This is a genomic window from Rhizobium sp. WSM1274 (assembly GCF_025200775.1).
Lineage (GTDB): Bacteria > Pseudomonadota > Alphaproteobacteria > Rhizobiales > Rhizobiaceae > Rhizobium > Rhizobium leguminosarum_I.
This window is the reverse complement of the sequence record NZ_CP104139.1, coordinates 731,972-747,980: the sequence shown is the minus strand read 5'-3', so window position 1 is coordinate 747,980 and position 16,009 is coordinate 731,972. Positions and strand designations below refer to the sequence as shown.

Sequence of the window (16,009 nt, the reverse complement as noted above, 5' to 3'; positions counted from 1 at the left end):
CGCGTATGTATCTTAGACGTTCAAGCATTCTCAATCCGACTTGACCGGCTATTTTACGGTTGAAGACATTAACCGCTTTCGGAGCATTTATGGCAGACGACACAGTCCTAATCACCGGGGGAACCGGATTTATCGGGCAGCACACGATCATCGCGGCGCTTGCCGCCGGTTTCCGGGTACGGGCCGCGATTCGATCGCTCGACCGGGAAGAAGAGGTCCGTGCCTGTCTGGCCCATGGCGGCGCCGAGTCGGGGGACCGACTAAGCTTCGTCGAGACCGACCTGCTCAAGGACGAGGGATGGGCCGACGCCGCGCAAGGTTGCGTCTATGCCATTCATAGCGCGTCCTCCACGCCCTCAGGAAACTATGCGAGCGAAGAAGACTGGATCCGGCCCGCCGTCGACGGCAACCTTCGGCTGCTCCGTGCGGCCCGCGACGCTGGGGTGAAACGAGTGGTGCTGACCTCCGCCTTCGGGGCCATTGGCGCCGGCAAGGCCAGTCCCGGCCGCCCCTTCACCGAGGAAGATTGGAGTGATCTCGACGGTCCTATCGCGCCTTATCAGAAATCGAAGACGTTGGCGGAGCGCGCCGCCTGGGAGTTCATCTCCGATGGACGCGGTCAGATGGAACTGGCAACGATAAATCCGACCGCCGTCATGGGCCCGGCTCTTGGCCCGGACACCTCGCATTCGCTGATGATGCTGAAGGGCATGATCGAGGGCCAGCCCGGGCAGCCTCGGATCCAGTCCTGTTTTGTTGACGTTCGCGATGTGGCTGACCTTCACTTGCTGGCAATGACTGATCCGGCCGCCGCGGGCGAACGCTTTCTCGCGACCTCTGGTGACGCGCTATGGCTCGTCGATGTAGCCAGGATTCTCAAGGAACGCCTCGGCGAGCAGGCGCGAAAGGTATCCACCAAAGAGGTGTCGGACGCAGACATGAAGGCCGCAGCCGAGACCGATGCCAAGGTGAGAGCGCTTCTTCCGCTTCTTGGCATTGATCTGTCGGCCAGCGGCGCCAAGGCCTGGCGTCTTTTGGGATGGCAACCGCGACCGCCCGCCGAGGCGATCGAGGCGGCCGCGCGGAGCATGATCGAGGTCGGCATAGTCAACGTCTGAGAGCGCCCCTATGGCCCGAGACGGGGGGAACGGGATCGGACCCATCCTGCGGTCTCGCCAGCCTCGAGCGCCCATCGTCGCCAGGTCCTCCCAATTTCTGGAAAGACTGAATCAGAACTTCCCACCGACAGCAACGCCGACTTTTCAACGCAATCCGCCGTTGGGGGCTCTATCTGCTCGCCATGGCGAACGGTAGCTTAACGCCCCGTTCCGAAATGCCTGAACGATCGACATGACGGGCGCCAAGCCCACGTTCAGCCAGCTAATCTTCATTTCCAATTTGGCGCTTGAGAAAGCGAGCCAGCCTTGCGCGCCTTGAAGGGAATCGAACCAAAGTCCACCGCCTCCGATACATGCTCAGCGTGGAAAGGTTGGTTCGCGACACACGGGTCCATCATCGCTTTACGGCAACACATTTCACCTCAGCGAGGAGTCCCTGGTGCGCGAGCTCAGAGACACCTATCCGGGTCCACGCATAGGTTCCCTTCGGGAACGCCTCGTTTTTGACAGTCCGGAACACGTCCATGTGCTTGGACATTTCGACGTGATAGCTTGTCATTTCCACGATGTCATCGAACGTGCAATGAGCGGCTTCGAGGACAACCCGTAAATTGTCCCACATAGCTCTGAATTGCTCTGAAGGATCGTGAATAATTTTCAGATCCTTGGTGCGCCCGACTTGGCCGACGACGTAAATTGTGTCTCCAACTTTAACCGCGGGAGCATAGCCTGCTCGGCTGACGATCTCCTGCATCTCGTCGGGTATGATGATCTCTCGATCCATAGTGGTCCTCGCAATCGTTGCTGGCTGCTAGCGGCACTGATACAAGCGTCGCGAATTTTCAAGCACCGCTGGATGAAAAAGTTGAAACGGCCAGCGATGTCGGACAGCCCGCCGGAGTGACACCTGTATCTCTGCCATCAAGATCGCGGGGGTTTATCACGCGGCTCAAAATGGTGACGAACCTCACAAGGCGTTTTGCACGCTCGTTCCCAAGCTCAGGTACATGTCTCAAAATAGCCGCGTCACGTTCCCAGAGTGACGCAGCTAGCAAGTTCATTGAGACAGGCGCCTTAGGCAGAATGCATGCCGCAGCTACTTGGCAGCTTTGGCCGCTTCCTCGATAACTTTTGCGACTGCAGCGGCCTGCGAGATGTAGATAGCGTGGCTGCCCTCTACCTCTGTCACCGTTGCACCGGCACGCCTGTACATCCAGCGCTCCAAGTCGGGGTTTATCGTCATATCGTCCTTCGCTACAATTGCGTAGCTAGGCTTCTCGTGCCACGCTGCAACCGAAACCTGCGCATCGGTGGCGACGACGGCGACAGGCATCTGAGACCGGGCCATGAACTCGGCTTGATCCTTGGGCAGATCCGCGCCGAAGTCAGCTGCGAACTTTGCCGGGTCGATAAGCAGGAAGCCATCTTTGGTCGGCTTGATATCATTGGTCGGTGAAGGCATCGACTGGAGCAGTTGTGCGGTGCTTTCGCCCTGTTCCGGTTGAAGCGCTGCGACATAGACAAGTGCCTTGACCTTGGGATCAGCACCTGCTGCCGTGATGATCGTGCCACCATAGCTGTGACCGACGAGAACGACGTTGCCGTCCTGCTGATCAAGCACGCTTTTCGTGGCTGCGACGTCCTGATCCATGCTTGTCAGTGGCTGCTGGACAATGCTGACATTGTAGCCATCGCGGGTCAGAACGTCATAAACACCCCGCCAGCCGGCACCATCCACAAGCGCACCATGGACCAGCACGATATTGCGCGCGTCGGCTAGGGCTGGCGCTGTCACGGCGGCAGACGATAAGAACACGGCCGTAAGGCCAACAGCTGCTTTATTTAAAATGGACATGGTCAATTCTTCCTTGTGTTTTCTGTTTCGGATGTGTCAGGTCTGATCTTGTCTGATAGACTTGTCGCGACCCTCAGAGGGAGAGGCGAAGGTGATACCTCACTGTTTGACGACGATCGGCGCCTTCATCGGCACGCGCTCGTAGAGGTCGATAATGTCTTGGTTCATCAGGCGCACGCAGCCTGCCGATACGGCCTTGCCGATCGAGCGCCATTCCGGATTACCGTGCAAACGGTAGAGTGTGTCTTGGCCGCCGGCGAAGATGTAGAGAGCGCGCGCGCACCCAGTTGGTTTTTTAGGCCCGGCTCCATGCCCCCATTCTCGATCGAATACTTGGCCAGTTCCGGCTGACGCGCGACCATCTCGTTCGGCGGCTTCCAGCGGGGCCATTTCTGACGCCACTGAATGACGCCGTTGCCCTGCCAGCCAAAGCCATCGCGGCCGATGCCGACACCATAGCGCATTGCTGTCCCGCCCGGCTGGACGAGATAGAGGAAGCGGGAGGGGGTGTCGACGACGATCGTGCCGGGCGCCTCTCCAGTCGGATCGAGGACCTGCTGGCGATAGTAGCGCGGATCGATCTGCTTGTAGGGAACCGCCGGGATCAGGAAGTCGCCATCCTCGATTGGGCCATACATGACGGCCAGTTCGGCTTCCGTCGGCGCAGGTGCGATGTGGACAGGGCCGATCGGATCCTGGAGAGGCGTCGACTGTCGCCCCACCATCCGGCCCGTGCCAGCAGTGGAGGCGCACCCTGCCAGGGTCGAGGCCGCAGCGATAGCCGAAAGCGACAGGAGGCTGCGGCGGGATAACGAGGTATCAAAGCTCACGCTCAATCCCCGTCCTGCCATCTGCGCAGATCCGTCTGGTCATGATAGGCCATGCGATCAGGCGTGGTGATAAACTCAATCATCGTGCCCCACGGCGTGCGGCAATAGCAGACCTTGTTTCCAGGACCTTGTTCGGTTGCGTAGGGAATAGCGCGTGGCGCCGTAAGGGCTGTTCCGCCGGCCTTCTCAAAGCGCTCAATAGATGCGTCGATGTCGTGGGTATAGACACCGAAATGCGTAATGCCGAAGTCGCTCGGTGTGACCGGCTGCGCTTGTTTGGGGCCGTGCATTTCGAAGAGCTCAATATCCGGGCCGGTTCCGATCTTAACCATTGCCTGTGCACGGATAACCGTTCCAGGGAATGCGCCCGTGGCCCGCTCGAATTCGGGTCCCTGCCGCGGAGGATCCTGAGGTCCCAAGGACTGATAGATCACCTGGCCACCAAAAGCTTCCAAAAGGAACGATTTTGCCGCTTCGATGTCGGGCACCGTGATGCCGATATGGTTGACGCCGCGAATTTGAGGTGCGGTCATTATAGTTTTCCTTTCTTGTTGAATCGATGAACGCTATCGGGCTCAATTTGCCCGGATCGCAGAGTTCACTTGGCCTTGAGGAAATCGATGAGAGCAGCGGCCACTTCATCCGGGCGCTCGTCCGCCACATAGTGACTGCAGCGGGCAATCGAGCCGCCCGTAACATCTGTGGCGAACTCCTTGAGCATCGCGACCATATGAGCACCGAAACGCTGCTCCCCGCCGAGACCTAAAACGGGTATCTCAAGCGGGTGCTTTTTGTACTCCAGCGCGGCGGCATGATCTGCGGCGAAGGTGCGGTACCATTCCATGCCACCGCGCATGCGGCCAGGGAGGGCCATGGCTTTCGCATAGATGTCGATGTCTTCAGGATTAAAGGTGCTGTGATCGTAAAACCGCTCCGCCATGAAGGCCGAAACATAGTCATATTCGCGGCCATAAATCAGGCGTTCCGGCAGATCCCGATTAGCATGGAACGCGAAGTGCCAGATCTTTGCTGTTGTCGCCTCCCACTGGCTCCAACCAGGAAGCGGAACATCGAGGACGGCTAGGTGAGTAACCACGTCCCGATAGATGGCCGACTGCGGCAATGCCACCATGCCGCCAATGTCATGGCCGCAAACAGCGTAGCGATCATGCCCAAGGGCAATCATGACCTCGTGCGCGTCGCGCGCCATCGTCGCCTTGTCATAGCCGTCAAGCGGGCAGTCGGAAAAACCCGCACCACGCAGATCAATCGCCACGACGCTGAACTGTTCGGCCAGCAGCGGCATGACGTAGTGCCATTCCCACCAGGTTTCCGGCCAACCGTGAAGCAGAAGGATCGGGGGACCAGAGCCGCCCGTGACGGCATTGATCTTGATGCCATTCACCGGCACCAGTTGCTGGGTAAAACCTTCCAGTGTTGGGATCATAACTCTTTCCCGTCGATATTGATGTTAAACAGAGCTAACGACCAGCTCAGGGCTGATCGAAATCGGTGGCGATCGAGATATTGCGCCAGGCGTCGATATCGCTGCGGAAGGAAGCCAGCTTTCGCTCGGCGATTGAATGCGCGACGGGCCCAAGCGGCAGATGAAGCGGGGCGTTATCGGCGTCGACCGCCTGCAGGATCACTGTAACCGCCTTGTCGGGATCGCCTGCTTGATTGCCATTGTTGGTTTCACGATAGTGCCTGCGCGAACTCGCGGCGTATTCCGGCATCTCCTTGGCCGCCATCGTGATCGAGCGGCCAAGGAAATCGGTGCGAAACGGACCAGGCTCGACAACCAGAACGCGGATACCGAACGGCTTCAGCTCGCCGGCAAGCGCCTCGGAAATCCCTTCCACGGCAAACTTGGCGGCATTGTAATATCCGGCACCTCCGCTGCCCGCGATGCCTGCGCCGGACGACATGTTGACGATCGTTCCACCGGAACGTCGCAGCACAGGCAGCGCCGCTTTGGTGGTTTCGATCAGTCCGAAGACGTTCACCTCGAACATCGGCCGATATTCTTCGGGCGTGCCTTCCTCGATCGCACCGAACAGTCCGTAGCCGGCATTGTTCACGAGCACATCAAAGTCGCCGAATGTCTCGACCGCCTTTCCCACCGCGGCCTTTGCCGCCGCCGCGTCCGTCACGTCAAGCGGCAAGGTGATCATGCGACCGCCGAAAGGCTCAGCGAGCTCTTCGATCGTATTGACGTTGCGAGCAGTCGCTACAACCTGATCACCGCGCTGTGCCGCAGCGAGCGCGAGCCGTTGTCCGAAGCCGCTTGAGCAGCCTGTGATGAACCATGTTCTCATGACGTTTCTCCGCTTGTTTTCAGAAGATGACTTGTATCTAGATGTTTACATTTGTACTTGAAGTGACAGTTTTGTATTTTCAATGTTCATTTTTGTAAGGGCTTGGCCGTGGAATGGAGTGACATAAAAATCTTCCTTGCGATTGCGCGATCCGGCACGCTCGGCGGCGCTGCGCGTGCTCTTCATACAAGCCATCCGACCGTCGGCAGACGGCTGCGTGCCCTTGAGGAGGCGATCGGCCACACGCTCTTCCAGCGGACCGCGGACGGTCTGGTGCTGACCGAGGAGGGTCATGGGATCATCGCGCTGGCAGAGCAGATGGAAGAGGGCGCGCTGGCCATGGAGCGCCGGCTTGCGGGGCAGGAGCAAAATCTCCAAGGCAATCTGCGTATCTCATCAGCAGACTGGTTCGGGGCCTATGTTCTGCCTCCCATAGTTGCAAATTTCTCGAAAGCCTACCCTAATGTAGACGTCGAGATCCTGACCGGCACTCGCCTGTTCAACCTCGCCCAAAGGGAGGCCGACGTGGCTTTTCGTATCGTTCCGTTCAATAATGCCGATGTCATTCAGCGGCGCCTCTTCCGGCTCGAATACGGCGTCTACATCGCCGAGGAATCGCCTGACCCCAAATATGGCGACGGGGCTGGTTTCCGGCTGATCACCCACGATACCTCCACCGGGCAGTTCCCCGATATCGCCTGGCTCATCGAGAGTTTCCCGAACGCGAGGCCCGTCCTGCGATCGAACAACCGCAACGTTCAGGGGCGAATGTGCAAGCAGGGCGTTGGAATCGCTGTCCTGCCCCGCGCAGTGGGCAATCAAATCCCGGGTATCCGCAGACTGGAACTGCCCAAGCCCCCGCCGGCGCGAGACATCTGGATGGGATATCACCGGGACCTGCGACGTCTTCAGCGTCTTCGTGCGTTCATCTCGACCGTTTCTGATCATCTCGCGAATGCGCCTGCATGGTAAGCCGCCCACAGGATATGAAATTTCCCTGCCGACCCACTGCAATCAACCGCTGAGGTAGGAGACAATCTCGGCGGACACTCTATTTCCCGGCCGCAATCTCCCTATGCCGCTCCACCACAGCACCCACGATCATTGTCATCAGTCCTTCGACAAAGTGCCCACTGAGGCCAACATCATTGGCGATGCTCATCAGTCGATCCAATTGGTGTCGCTCTCGCTCCTTATCGATCGCCGGCAACGCCTGCTTAGCTTTCAAGTGGCCGACTTGCTCGGTACAGCGAAAGCGTTCGGCCAGAATATAGAGGAGAGCTGAATCCAGGTTGTCGATGGTCCTCCGATAGGAAGCAAGTTGCCCTGCCGCATTATCTGTCATCATTTGAATATCTTCCAAGCGGTTTCATTGGCGCGAGGTAGCGCTTATGAGATGGGATGCATACTGCGACGCGACAGGGCGACCGTCAGCCAAATTGCCGAAACCAGGAAGTAGAATGCCCCGACGCCAGCGTAGCCCGCAACCGTGGAGATGGAAGGCTCCTGCGGCATTTGCGCTTGAAAGATGAAGAGAGCACCGGCCACAGAGGATTGGCCACCGCTCAAAATCATCGCCCACTGGCCTCCACTCGTTCTCCAACGCCGCACGGCAGTCCCAAACTGAAGCAGGCCGGAAAAGATCGCCCATAGCCCGAAAGCGCCGAGAACCCAGTTCATGTTAATCGTCAGCGCCAGGATCACGGCTATCGTCATAGCCGAGCTCGCTGCGACGTTGATCGCTTGGCTCCGGTTGGCGGCAAGACCACCGCTCCTCGCCGCATCGATAACGTTCGCGATTGCATCCCAAGCGGGATAGATGATCAGCAGTGCGGCAGCCACTGCAAAGGAATGCCGTCCGGCAGTCAATGCAGCCGCGACCCACAGCACTGAGAAGGCCGCTCTGGTAAAGTAATACTGCTTGAGCCACTGGTCGTTGCCGCGCGGGGCATGGGAGGTCTGGCTGTTCGACATTGTTTTCTTCCACTTTATGAACTGGTTGATTGATGGTTCGCGCTATCGTCGTCAGATGAAGCCGACATGCTTGCCGAAGGGGGTTTTCTCATCCCATTCAGTACGGCCGATCCGATCGCTTTCGCCGGAGAGTTTCCCGGTTGACTTCTTGGACCTATCGAGGTCATGCGGGCCGCCGTGAGAGGAAACCTTTGCCCCTCCGCCGTGGGCACCCTTGATACGCATGCTTTTCTCGAAGGCATCGCTGATCGCCTCCTGCCGCCTGGCCGCCCATCGGCCGTCAGGATCGGAGAGGATCGAACTGGTTTGGTTGATTTCGACCTGTCGTGAAGGTGCAATTGCTGAAATCAGCATCACTTTCTGGACTTTGCGTCGGCTCATGGATTGTTTTCCTGTGGTTCGCCATTTGATGGCCTTAGATGCCGGCGTACCATTCGTAGCCGCGGTCTTCCCAATAACCTCCGTTTCCGCCCCACAGGCTGGCGAAACTGTCGACCAGCTCAATGCGCATGATGTACTTGGCCTGTTTGTAGCCCAGCTGCCGCTCGACCCTGAGACGCAAGGGTGCTCCGTGACCCACGCTGAGGTCCTGACCGTTCATCTGGTAGGCGAGAATGGTTTGGGGATGGACTGCGTCGATGAGATCGATGCTCTCATAGTAGCGGCCGCTTCCATCGAGCGTCTTTTCGAGCTCGTCGGCACAATGCAGGACAACGTAGCGCGCCGTTGGCTTGACCCCGGTCATGCGCAATAGATGGGAGAGCGGAACGCCTTTCCATTTACCGATGGCGCTCCAGCCTTCGACGCAGTCATGGCGGGTGATCTGCGTGCGGGAGGGAAGAGCTTTAAGATCTCCGAGGGAAAACTCTCGAGGCCGGTCAACAAGGCCGTCGAGCTTCAGTCGCCAGTTGGCAAACTTGCTTTCCAACAGTTCCGCATATTCATCGCTGTCGGGAGCACTCGTTCCCTTGACACGGAAGGAGGGAGAAATGTCCTTTTCGTCAAACTCGCGCGCCGGTGCATCGCGCCCCTGAAGCAGCCTCTGGGCTTTCATGGTCAGGTGCTCAGCTGACCGAAGGACATTGGCGACGTCTGCGTTCTGGTCCAAGAGGTCGCAGCCCGAGAGAGTAAGGGCGCTGGCCCCCAGCGTGCCGCCGATGAGAAAGCGGCGTCGGGTGAAAAGCTTGCTCATGATTGCGGGCCTTTCTCCTGGATCGCGTATCGTCCGGTGATCATCGAGCGGATGTTGTTCCAGGCCCCTGACAGAACCACCATTGCCAGATGGACGATGACGAAGATGACAAGCGCCGACGCTGTGATGAAATGGATCGTGCGCGCGGACTGGCGTCCGCCGAAAATATCGACAAGGGACGGCAGAGCGGCATCGACGCCCGGTGACATGGTCAGGCCTGTCAAGACTATCAGAGGCAGGAGGACGACAATGACCGCCAGATAGGTGAGCTTTTGAAGTGCATTGTAATGCCTGGCCTTCTCCCCTTCGGGGAAGCGGAGACGAGCGTGGTCGAGGATTTCGTAACCGAGATGGCTCGGCGAGAGCTCATGTGCAGTCGGCGCCAGGTCTCGCCTGAAATGTCCGCTCAGCACGCCGAAGCCGAGATAGACAACGCCGTTGATCACAAACAGCCAGGCGAAGAAGAAATGCCAGCGACGTCCGGCCGCAAGATCCTGAAAAGACGGGATGGTTGCCCAGGACGGGAAAGCACGTGGAGTCGGCTCCCCATCGACATTGGAAACGCCGAGGATGCCGGTCGTCGGTATCTGTAGCCCTGCAACACGCACGAAGCCATGTTGCGTGCCTCCATCTTGGTCGGAGCCAATTGTCAAAACGGCAGAGTCACCGTTCGCGCCGTAATGACCCCAGTAAAGCTCCGGGTGAGCGTTGAAGATCTGCAGCCCGCTCAACAAAAGAAAACTCAGGCAGAGCACGTTCAGCCAGTGCGTGAGCCGGGTCACGACGGAGTGGCGGCGGATAAAGATCGTCCGAGGATATTGAACATTGTCATTGGAAGCGTCTGCGCTCATCTCAGCGTCTTTCATCTGTGCATTAAACGGCTGCAGACCAAGCAGCGTCGATCAGTAGTCGCTGGCCGAAGCAGTAAGGCGGCTGTTCCGGCCAGTGACGGCGTGGCTTACATGGGAGGAACCACGCCATTCTTGCCGACGACTACCTGATGGGCGACGGGCCCGGTCGAAGCGTTTTCGGCAGTGATGAAGACAATGGCGCCAGGAACGAGATCGTCCTGGGTTGCCGCAGCGATGGTCACGACAGGTGTCCCATCAGGGATGGCGATCTTCTTTTCCTTGCCATGGTAAGTCACGGTGACAGTCCGGCCATCGACGCCTTTAACGGCATCCGCGACCGTCGCATTGGTCATGCTGCTGTCGGGCTTCAGATCCCAACCGTAGCTCCCCTCGCCCGTGCCTTTCATTGCCGGCGGGAAAATGAGGACCTCAAGCGCACCATCGCCGCCGTCGACCTTTGGCAATGATGCGATACCCACAAAATCGCCCGGCTTGATGTCGGTGACCTTTGCGTTGGCAACGCTGGCGACTTTCCAGTCGTCGGCAAGGGCGACGTCGACGGTCTCACCTTCGCGGGTCTTCACTTTGAGCGTTGACGCCTGGTAGTCGACGATGCTGCCGCGGACATGGATCGGCGCGGCTTTCTTATCCTCGGCAGATGCGGGCGCCGAAAGGACAGTTACAGAAAGGATGCTGGTCAGCCCGAGGGCCAAGGCTGGGAAAGCATTTCTCATTTTTATCTTCCTACTAGTTGGTAGTTTCGATGGACGCGTATAACCCGAGTAGCCTTGCCACGCAGGATTAGTGAGAGACTGTCGGCGTGAGACGATTGAGGGCAGGTTCGAGTATCATTGAGAACACTTCCGGCTTCCCATTGGCTCTCGCCGACAGCATTGCCCCGTATACGGTTGCCAGAAATGTTTCGGCTTCAACATGCGGCGCACTGGTAAGACTCAGTTCGCCCTGCTTGGAACCGCGCTCCATGACCGAAGCCAGCCACGAGGAGATGAAGCGAAAAAAGTTCGTCACCTCGGTTGCGACTTCCGTGGGGAGGGAAGGCAGCTCACTGGCAAGCATAGCACAAACACAGTAGGGTCTGCTGGCATCCTCAATGCATGCAGCCCAGTGGTTTGCATAAGCCTTGAGGATGTCCAGAGCATTCGGAACCTTCTGCTCAAGGACTGCCACGCTTGCCTGGCCATCCTCTCGATAACGCTTGACCAGCTCACGCACCAGATCGACCTTGCTAGGAAAATGATGATGAATGCTTGCCTTGCGGATACCAACGATCTCCGAGATATCAGCGTAGCTGAAGCCATTGTAGCCGCCGCTTATCAGAAGGTTTCGGGTGGACGCCAGAATGTCGTCCGAGGTGGTCGAAAGATTGCTCATGCAGCTTGTCTACCTTCTAGTAGGCAGATTGTCAACAACAAATTTTGGGTTTGCGTCAGCCGTCCGTGGAGACGGTGACACCCTTCCATGCTTCGATTTCTCGGCAGTCGTCTGGCACGAGCTTGGGCGGCCGCAGGCCATGAACTCGTGATCGCAAAGGACGGCGAGGACCGGAAAATCGCCCATACTTGCGGAACTGGGCGATAAGGCCCGGCTAGGTACAATCCGCGAGGCAGCCGAATTCGGCGACGCCGCTCTGTTTTCCATTTATTGGCCGCGGGTCGAAGCAATCGTTGCCGAGGTCGGCGGCGCGCTCGACGGCAAGGTCGTTATCGAGACCATGAACCCGCTCGGTGTCACTGCCGACTTCGTGCACTTCCACGATCTGGAATTCATGCGCGACAGCTCGACCGCGGAAGAGCTGCAACGGCGGTTGCCGAAGGCGCGCATCGTCAAGGCGTTCAACCTGATGGCGGCTCCCGCGCTCGAAGCGGCGGCTTGGTCAGCGTCGCCATTGCAGCCGAACATCTTCTACGCAACCGACGACGCCGCCGCCGGAGCTGTGACGCGGGGTCTGATCGGTGACGCTGGATTTAAGCCTGTCAATGCCGGCCCGCTCAACGGTGCCCGGCAACTCGAACAGGTTGGCGTGCTCCTGCATCACATCGCGGACCACGAGTATGGCGGCGACGCTGACCTTATCCGCCTGGCTCTCACTCGCCGAAGCCGGGTCTATCCCAAGCTTGTACGATGAGCTCGATCGCGAGCTTACGGAACGGAATGGCAGCAAGACGCTCGACATTCTCATCAACAATGCCGGCAATTCAGGTTGAGGCGGTCTTTCGGATGCGACGCCGGACGCCTGGGACACAATGATCGCCGTGCACGCCCGGGCGCCGTTCTTCGTGGTCCAGTCGGCGCTGAGCCGTCTCTCCGATGGCGGCCGCGTCGTCAACATTTCGTCGAGCCTTTCCACACGTCCGCAACCGATGGTGCCTATCTATTCGATGGCTAAGGCGGCAATCAACAATCTCACCCATGCGATCGCGATGGAACTTGGCCCGCGCGGGATGACGGTGAATGCCGTTGCGCCGGGTTGGACGCGAACAGACATGAATGCTGCCGTGCGAGAAGACGCCAACATCGTGAAGGCCATCGAAGCTGATACGGCGTTCGGCCGCTTCGGCGAAACCTCGGACATCGCCGCCGTCGTGGCTTTTCTCGCTTCGGACGAAGGCCGATGGATTACCGGGCAAGTGATCGAGGCGAGCGGCGGCTACAAGCTCTGATACTATGGGGTGAGATGTGTTCCTAAGCCAGGTGCTGATCTCACCTTCAAAATCTATGAACGGTTCGCCAAGAAGGAGCTTGATCGATGGTTGGAATCATCCGTTATGACGTAAAGTCAATAGAGTGGCCGGCCCAGTGCTCGTATGTGTTCAGATGCAGGTCTTGAACGGATACGACCTTCGGCTCCTGCGCTTCTGCTGTTAAGTGGCTTGAATTAAAGAGCATTTCCCATGAGATCGATCCTAAACAGTAAACTGTCCCATAGCAGTGGACAGAAATCTTGGGTGCCGACTCAATAAAGCTTTTGGGAAACGCGCTCGGCCATGAAATCAATGAAGGCGCGAACTTTGGGCGCCCGTGCCGACATAGGGGGCCAGACGAGCGAAACGCTGCCACGTTCGTCCGTGTAATCTGCGAGGACAGCTTGAAGCCGTCCCGCCGCAATGTCTTCGCTTACGAGATAGCTCGGCGCCTGAATAATTCCCAAGCTACCTAGTGCGGCGGATGCAAGTGCCTCGCCGTCATTTAAAACGACAGAGGGCTTGATTGGCGTTGATTGGAGTAAATTTTTGAACGCCCAAACTTCCGGCCGACCGGTGGTTGGAAAACGATAAAAAACACAGCAGTGATTATGGAGATCTGACGGAGTTTGCGGAGTGCCGTGGTGTGCAAGATATTCCGGCGAGGCGCACGTTATGAATGTGTGTGGTCCGATCCTCCGTGCGCGCAACGTCGAATCGTCCAGCTCACCTAGCCGCAGCACCACGTCATACCCACCATTGATAATATCAACCTTGACGTCATCGAGGCTGATCTCGATCGTCACATCTGGAAAGCGGATGCGAAAATCGAGGAGCGCCGGCATGATGATCTTGCGACCTAAGACTGTGGGCACACCCACCTTAATGCGGCCTCGGGGTGCCTTTTGAACCAAGCGAAGCTCTTGCTCAGCGTCTTGCAGTTCTTTCAATATGCGGGCGACGTATCGATATAGAATGTCGCCTTCCCCGGTCACGGCTAGCGATCTGGTCGTACGGTTCAGCAATCGCAGGCCTAGACGCACCTCAAGTCGCTCCACCGCCTTTCCCACGGCCGATGCAGATAGACCAAGCTTCCTTCCCGCAGCCGCAAAACTTCCGGTTTCGACGGCGATTGAAAACGCGACGAGGCCGCTAAGGGATTCTATTGAGACGATTGAAGACATTATGTCCGGTATGATGCGACGAAGACCCCCGTTCCGTCAACAGCCGCGATTCTCCAATATCAACAGCAACTGTTCGCGCAGACCGCTACTAGAACGTCGAGCTAAGCATTGGGAGGAAGTAATCATGTCTCACACTCATGCTCGTGTCCCCCGTCGTTGATCATTCAACGCGCCGGGTAAAGGATCAAGCAAGCAATGACAGGATTGCCGCAGGTAATATTCGAACGCCTGAAAACGACTGCGATGGTGTGGCTCGCCGTTTACCCAAGCGTCCTTCTGATTATTTGGATTGTAGGCGACTGCATGCAGGATTGGCCAATGCCGCTGCGCGTACTGGGCGCAACGCTCATGGTTGTGCCAATTGTCACCAACGTTAGCCAACCCGCAGTCAGGACAATTGTCGGCAAAATCGAACAGGTAATGGTGCAGTGGCAATCACGTAACCGGCTCTAGCCTCGTCCTTTCCGGACGAATACTCGAAAGTGGAAGGATCCACAGATATGACGATGCCCCTCGACAACAAACCGAGCCGCAAAGCCTTCAATTGGATCAGCGGATCTCAATGCCAAGAAGGTCAGTTGAAACAGTCAATAGACCCAGCGACTTGTAACGTAATCGGCCACTACCCCGACTACGGCCTTGAGGCAGCGAAATTTGCGGTGGCAGCAGCCTCTAAAGCCTTTCGCGAAACAATGTGGGCGCATGATCATGAATTACGGGCTCGTGTGCTCGACCAACTAGCGTGCGCCTTCGAACGCAATCGCGACAGACTACTCGAAATTCTGTCGTTGGAGAACGGCAAGGTGAAGGCTGAAGCTGCATTCGAGTTGGACATGGTTGCGAGCAAACTCCGCTACTCGGCAGCCACTGCCCTGGTCGAAGGTGGACGGGCATTGACACCAAAGCCCGGAAGCATCTCCCTGATCCTTCGGCAACCGATGGGAGTCGCGGCGGTCATTGCACCTTGGAACTCTCCGGTTATTCTGACGATCCGATCACTTGCCCCAGCCCTCGCTGCTGGTTGCACCACGGTCATCAAACTCCCGGCACAAGTCGCACAGACGGCAAGCGTCATGGCCGAGGTTATGGCGGAAGCAGAGGATCTTCCGAATGGCGTGATCAATCTGTTTTTCGAAAGCGGTCCTGAGGGCTCCGCTTATCTCGTGGACTCGCCGGAGGTTCCAGTCGTCAGTTTCACCGGATCTACCCGTACCGGCCGAGCCATTAGCAGCGCCGGCGCGAGATACCTCAAACGTTTCGGAATGGAGCTTGGCGGCAAGACGCCGATGATCGTCTTTGACGATGCAGACCTTGATGCCGCCTTGCCGGCACTGGAAAAGGCGCTGACTGTCTTCAGCGGTCAGTTCTGCATGACGGGGTCCCGCTTGCTCGTGCAGGATGGAAAATATGAGGCCGTGCGCAACGGCTTGGCGGAGAGATTGCGCAACGTCAAGGTTGGCCCCGCCGCCGACCCCTCCAGCGATATGGGCCCGCTGATCGACCGCGCTAACGTTGCGCGGGTCGATGGTGTGGTCGAGGCCGCTATCGCAGCCGGCGCGAAGGTCGTCGAGCGGGGCGGACCCATCAATGTGGGTCCCCTTGCAAACGGCGCTTTCTTCCGCCCGGCCCTTCTGGAAGTCTCCGACAACAGTCTTGCTATCGTACAGGAGGAGACTTTTGGCCCAGTGCTGACGATTCAGCGGTTCTCTGACGAGGCGGAAGCGATCCGTCTTGCCAACGACAATGAGTACGGACTGTCAGCCAGCATCTGGACACGCGATGTAGATCGATCCTTGCGCGTCGCGCAGGCGCTCGAAGCGGGCTCGGTGTGGATCAATGACTGGGCGAAGGTCTACGACGGTACCGAGGAGGGCGGATTCAAGCAGTCTGGCGTTGGCCGCTTGAACGGTCTGGCCGCGCTGGACGATTTCATCGAACACAAGCACATCGCGCTCAAGCCGGGCTTGGCGCAACGCTGACACCTC

At 58.1% G+C, this 16,009-nt stretch carries 18 protein-coding genes and 2 pseudogenes; 6 read left to right on the top strand and 14 right to left on the bottom strand.

The window, feature by feature from the left end; all coding sequences use genetic code 11:
* Positions 1 to 89: 89 nt before the first annotated feature.
* Positions 90 to 1,118, top strand: coding sequence for an SDR family oxidoreductase (locus N2600_RS27690; RefSeq protein WP_260298971.1), 1,029 nt, complete (start codon positions 90 to 92; stop codon positions 1,116 to 1,118).
* A gap of 394 nt (positions 1,119 to 1,512) precedes the next feature.
* On the opposite strand, the gene N2600_RS27685 is transcribed toward N2600_RS27690, so the two are convergent.
* From N2600_RS27685 to N2600_RS27660, 6 genes and pseudogenes are all read right to left on the bottom strand, one after another.
* The gene (locus N2600_RS27685) at positions 1,513 to 1,902 is read right to left on the bottom strand and encodes a RidA family protein (protein WP_260298970.1); all 390 of its coding nucleotides are present in this window, start codon (positions 1,900 to 1,902) and stop codon (positions 1,513 to 1,515) included.
* 312 nt (positions 1,903 to 2,214) lie between these two features.
* Entirely contained in the window at positions 2,215 to 2,973 is a 759-nt protein-coding gene (locus N2600_RS27680; protein ID WP_222281984.1) for an alpha/beta fold hydrolase, read from the bottom strand.
* A gap of 99 nt (positions 2,974 to 3,072) precedes the next feature.
* Positions 3,073 to 3,809 (bottom strand): annotated as a pseudogene (locus tag N2600_RS27675) (L,D-transpeptidase).
* Positions 3,806 to 4,336 (bottom strand): VOC family protein, encoded by a 531-nt coding sequence (locus N2600_RS27670; RefSeq protein WP_222281985.1) that lies wholly within the window; start codon positions 4,334 to 4,336, stop codon positions 3,806 to 3,808. The pseudogene N2600_RS27675 and the gene N2600_RS27670 overlap by 4 nt, the downstream one beginning before the upstream one ends.
* 65 nt (positions 4,337 to 4,401) lie before the next feature.
* Positions 4,402 to 5,250 carry an alpha/beta fold hydrolase gene (locus N2600_RS27665; RefSeq protein ID WP_260298969.1) on the bottom strand — a complete coding sequence of 283 codons (849 nt, stop codon included), beginning with the start codon at positions 5,248 to 5,250 and terminating at the stop codon, positions 4,402 to 4,404.
* 46 nt (positions 5,251 to 5,296) lie between these two features.
* A complete protein-coding gene (locus tag N2600_RS27660; RefSeq protein ID WP_222281987.1) occupies positions 5,297 to 6,121 on the bottom strand; it encodes an oxidoreductase in 825 nt (274 codons plus the stop codon).
* Positions 6,122 to 6,229: 108 nt separating this feature from the next.
* On the opposite strand from N2600_RS27660, the gene N2600_RS27655 reads away from it, so the two are divergent.
* Positions 6,230 to 7,093, top strand: a complete 864-nt coding sequence (locus tag N2600_RS27655) for a LysR family transcriptional regulator (protein ID WP_222281988.1) — start codon at positions 6,230 to 6,232, stop codon at positions 7,091 to 7,093.
* Between the two features lie 79 nt (positions 7,094 to 7,172).
* On the opposite strand, the gene N2600_RS27650 is transcribed toward N2600_RS27655, so the two are convergent.
* The 7 genes from N2600_RS27650 to N2600_RS27620 form a co-directional block, all read right to left on the bottom strand.
* On the bottom strand, positions 7,173 to 7,469 hold the full coding sequence (locus N2600_RS27650; protein ID WP_260299461.1) for a chorismate mutase: 297 nt from the start codon (positions 7,467 to 7,469) through the stop codon (positions 7,173 to 7,175).
* Between the two features lie 41 nt (positions 7,470 to 7,510).
* Positions 7,511 to 8,095, bottom strand: a complete 585-nt coding sequence (locus N2600_RS27645) for a DUF308 domain-containing protein (RefSeq protein ID WP_222281989.1) — start codon at positions 8,093 to 8,095, stop codon at positions 7,511 to 7,513.
* A 51-nt stretch (positions 8,096 to 8,146) separates the two neighbouring features.
* Positions 8,147 to 8,476, bottom strand: coding sequence for a hypothetical protein (locus N2600_RS27640; protein ID WP_222281990.1), 330 nt, complete (start codon positions 8,474 to 8,476; stop codon positions 8,147 to 8,149).
* A gap of 34 nt (positions 8,477 to 8,510) precedes the next feature.
* On the bottom strand, positions 8,511 to 9,287 hold the full coding sequence (locus N2600_RS27635; RefSeq protein ID WP_260298968.1) for a molybdopterin-binding protein: 777 nt from the start codon (positions 9,285 to 9,287) through the stop codon (positions 8,511 to 8,513).
* Positions 9,284 to 10,138 (bottom strand): cytochrome b/b6 domain-containing protein, encoded by an 855-nt coding sequence (locus N2600_RS27630; RefSeq protein WP_260298967.1) that lies wholly within the window; start codon positions 10,136 to 10,138, stop codon positions 9,284 to 9,286. Before N2600_RS27630 ends, N2600_RS27635 begins: the two co-directional genes overlap by 4 nt.
* A 107-nt stretch (positions 10,139 to 10,245) precedes the next feature.
* Positions 10,246 to 10,872, bottom strand: coding sequence for a hypothetical protein (locus N2600_RS27625; RefSeq protein WP_260298966.1), 627 nt, complete (start codon positions 10,870 to 10,872; stop codon positions 10,246 to 10,248).
* 67 nt (positions 10,873 to 10,939) lie between these two features.
* Positions 10,940 to 11,530 (bottom strand): TetR/AcrR family transcriptional regulator, encoded by a 591-nt coding sequence (locus tag N2600_RS27620; RefSeq protein ID WP_260298965.1) that lies wholly within the window; start codon positions 11,528 to 11,530, stop codon positions 10,940 to 10,942.
* Between the two features lie 340 nt (positions 11,531 to 11,870).
* On the opposite strand from N2600_RS27620, the gene N2600_RS27615 reads away from it, so the two are divergent.
* The gene (locus N2600_RS27615) at positions 11,871 to 12,284 is read left to right on the top strand and encodes an NADPH-dependent F420 reductase (RefSeq protein WP_260298964.1); all 414 of its coding nucleotides are present in this window, start codon (positions 11,871 to 11,873) and stop codon (positions 12,282 to 12,284) included.
* Positions 12,274 to 12,819, top strand: a pseudogene (locus N2600_RS27610) (SDR family NAD(P)-dependent oxidoreductase); the annotation flags it as partial. The gene N2600_RS27615 and the pseudogene N2600_RS27610, both read left to right, overlap by 11 nt.
* A 293-nt stretch (positions 12,820 to 13,112) precedes the next feature.
* On the opposite strand, the gene N2600_RS27605 reads toward N2600_RS27610, so the two are convergent.
* Positions 13,113 to 14,024, bottom strand: a complete 912-nt coding sequence (locus N2600_RS27605; RefSeq protein ID WP_260298963.1) for a LysR family transcriptional regulator — start codon at positions 14,022 to 14,024, stop codon at positions 13,113 to 13,115.
* A gap of 195 nt (positions 14,025 to 14,219) precedes the next feature.
* Here N2600_RS27605 and N2600_RS27600 point away from each other — a divergent pair, with 195 nt between their 5' ends.
* Together N2600_RS27600 and N2600_RS27595 are read left to right on the top strand one after the other, a co-directional pair.
* Complete coding sequence (locus tag N2600_RS27600) at positions 14,220 to 14,477, top strand: hypothetical protein (RefSeq protein WP_260298962.1); 258 nt, start codon at positions 14,220 to 14,222, stop codon at positions 14,475 to 14,477.
* A 47-nt stretch (positions 14,478 to 14,524) separates the two neighbouring features.
* Complete coding sequence (locus tag N2600_RS27595; protein WP_260298961.1) at positions 14,525 to 16,003, top strand: aldehyde dehydrogenase family protein; 1,479 nt, start codon at positions 14,525 to 14,527, stop codon at positions 16,001 to 16,003.
* The last annotated feature ends 6 nt before the right edge of the window (positions 16,004 to 16,009 follow it).

Coding starts and splice junctions, on each gene's coding strand:
- N2600_RS27665 (WP_260298969.1), bottom strand. CDS start 5,250: ATGATCCCAACACTGGAAGGTTTTACCCAGCAACTGGTGCCGGTGAAT.
- N2600_RS27635 (WP_260298968.1), bottom strand. CDS start 9,287: ATGAGCAAGCTTTTCACCCGACGCCGCTTTCTCATCGGCGGCACGCTG.
- N2600_RS27660 (WP_222281987.1), bottom strand. CDS start 6,121: ATGAGAACATGGTTCATCACAGGCTGCTCAAGCGGCTTCGGACAACGG.
- N2600_RS27625 (WP_260298966.1), bottom strand. CDS start 10,872: ATGAGAAATGCTTTCCCAGCCTTGGCCCTCGGGCTGACCAGCATCCTT.
- N2600_RS27600 (WP_260298962.1), top strand. CDS start 14,220: ATGACAGGATTGCCGCAGGTAATATTCGAACGCCTGAAAACGACTGCG.
- N2600_RS27680 (WP_222281984.1), bottom strand. CDS start 2,973: ATGTCCATTTTAAATAAAGCAGCTGTTGGCCTTACGGCCGTGTTCTTA.
- N2600_RS27630 (WP_260298967.1), bottom strand. CDS start 10,138: ATGAGCGCAGACGCTTCCAATGACAATGTTCAATATCCTCGGACGATC.
- N2600_RS27615 (WP_260298964.1), top strand. CDS start 11,871: ATGAACCCGCTCGGTGTCACTGCCGACTTCGTGCACTTCCACGATCTG.
- N2600_RS27650 (WP_260299461.1), bottom strand. CDS start 7,469: ATGATGACAGATAATGCGGCAGGGCAACTTGCTTCCTATCGGAGGACC.
- N2600_RS27605 (WP_260298963.1), bottom strand. CDS start 14,024: ATGTCTTCAATCGTCTCAATAGAATCCCTTAGCGGCCTCGTCGCGTTT.
- N2600_RS27670 (WP_222281985.1), bottom strand. CDS start 4,336: ATGACCGCACCTCAAATTCGCGGCGTCAACCATATCGGCATCACGGTG.
- N2600_RS27690 (WP_260298971.1), top strand. CDS start 90: ATGGCAGACGACACAGTCCTAATCACCGGGGGAACCGGATTTATCGGG.
- N2600_RS27640 (WP_222281990.1), bottom strand. CDS start 8,476: ATGAGCCGACGCAAAGTCCAGAAAGTGATGCTGATTTCAGCAATTGCA.
- N2600_RS27595 (WP_260298961.1), top strand. CDS start 14,525: ATGACGATGCCCCTCGACAACAAACCGAGCCGCAAAGCCTTCAATTGG.
- N2600_RS27620 (WP_260298965.1), bottom strand. CDS start 11,530: ATGAGCAATCTTTCGACCACCTCGGACGACATTCTGGCGTCCACCCGA.
- N2600_RS27645 (WP_222281989.1), bottom strand. CDS start 8,095: ATGTCGAACAGCCAGACCTCCCATGCCCCGCGCGGCAACGACCAGTGG.
- N2600_RS27685 (WP_260298970.1), bottom strand. CDS start 1,902: ATGGATCGAGAGATCATCATACCCGACGAGATGCAGGAGATCGTCAGC.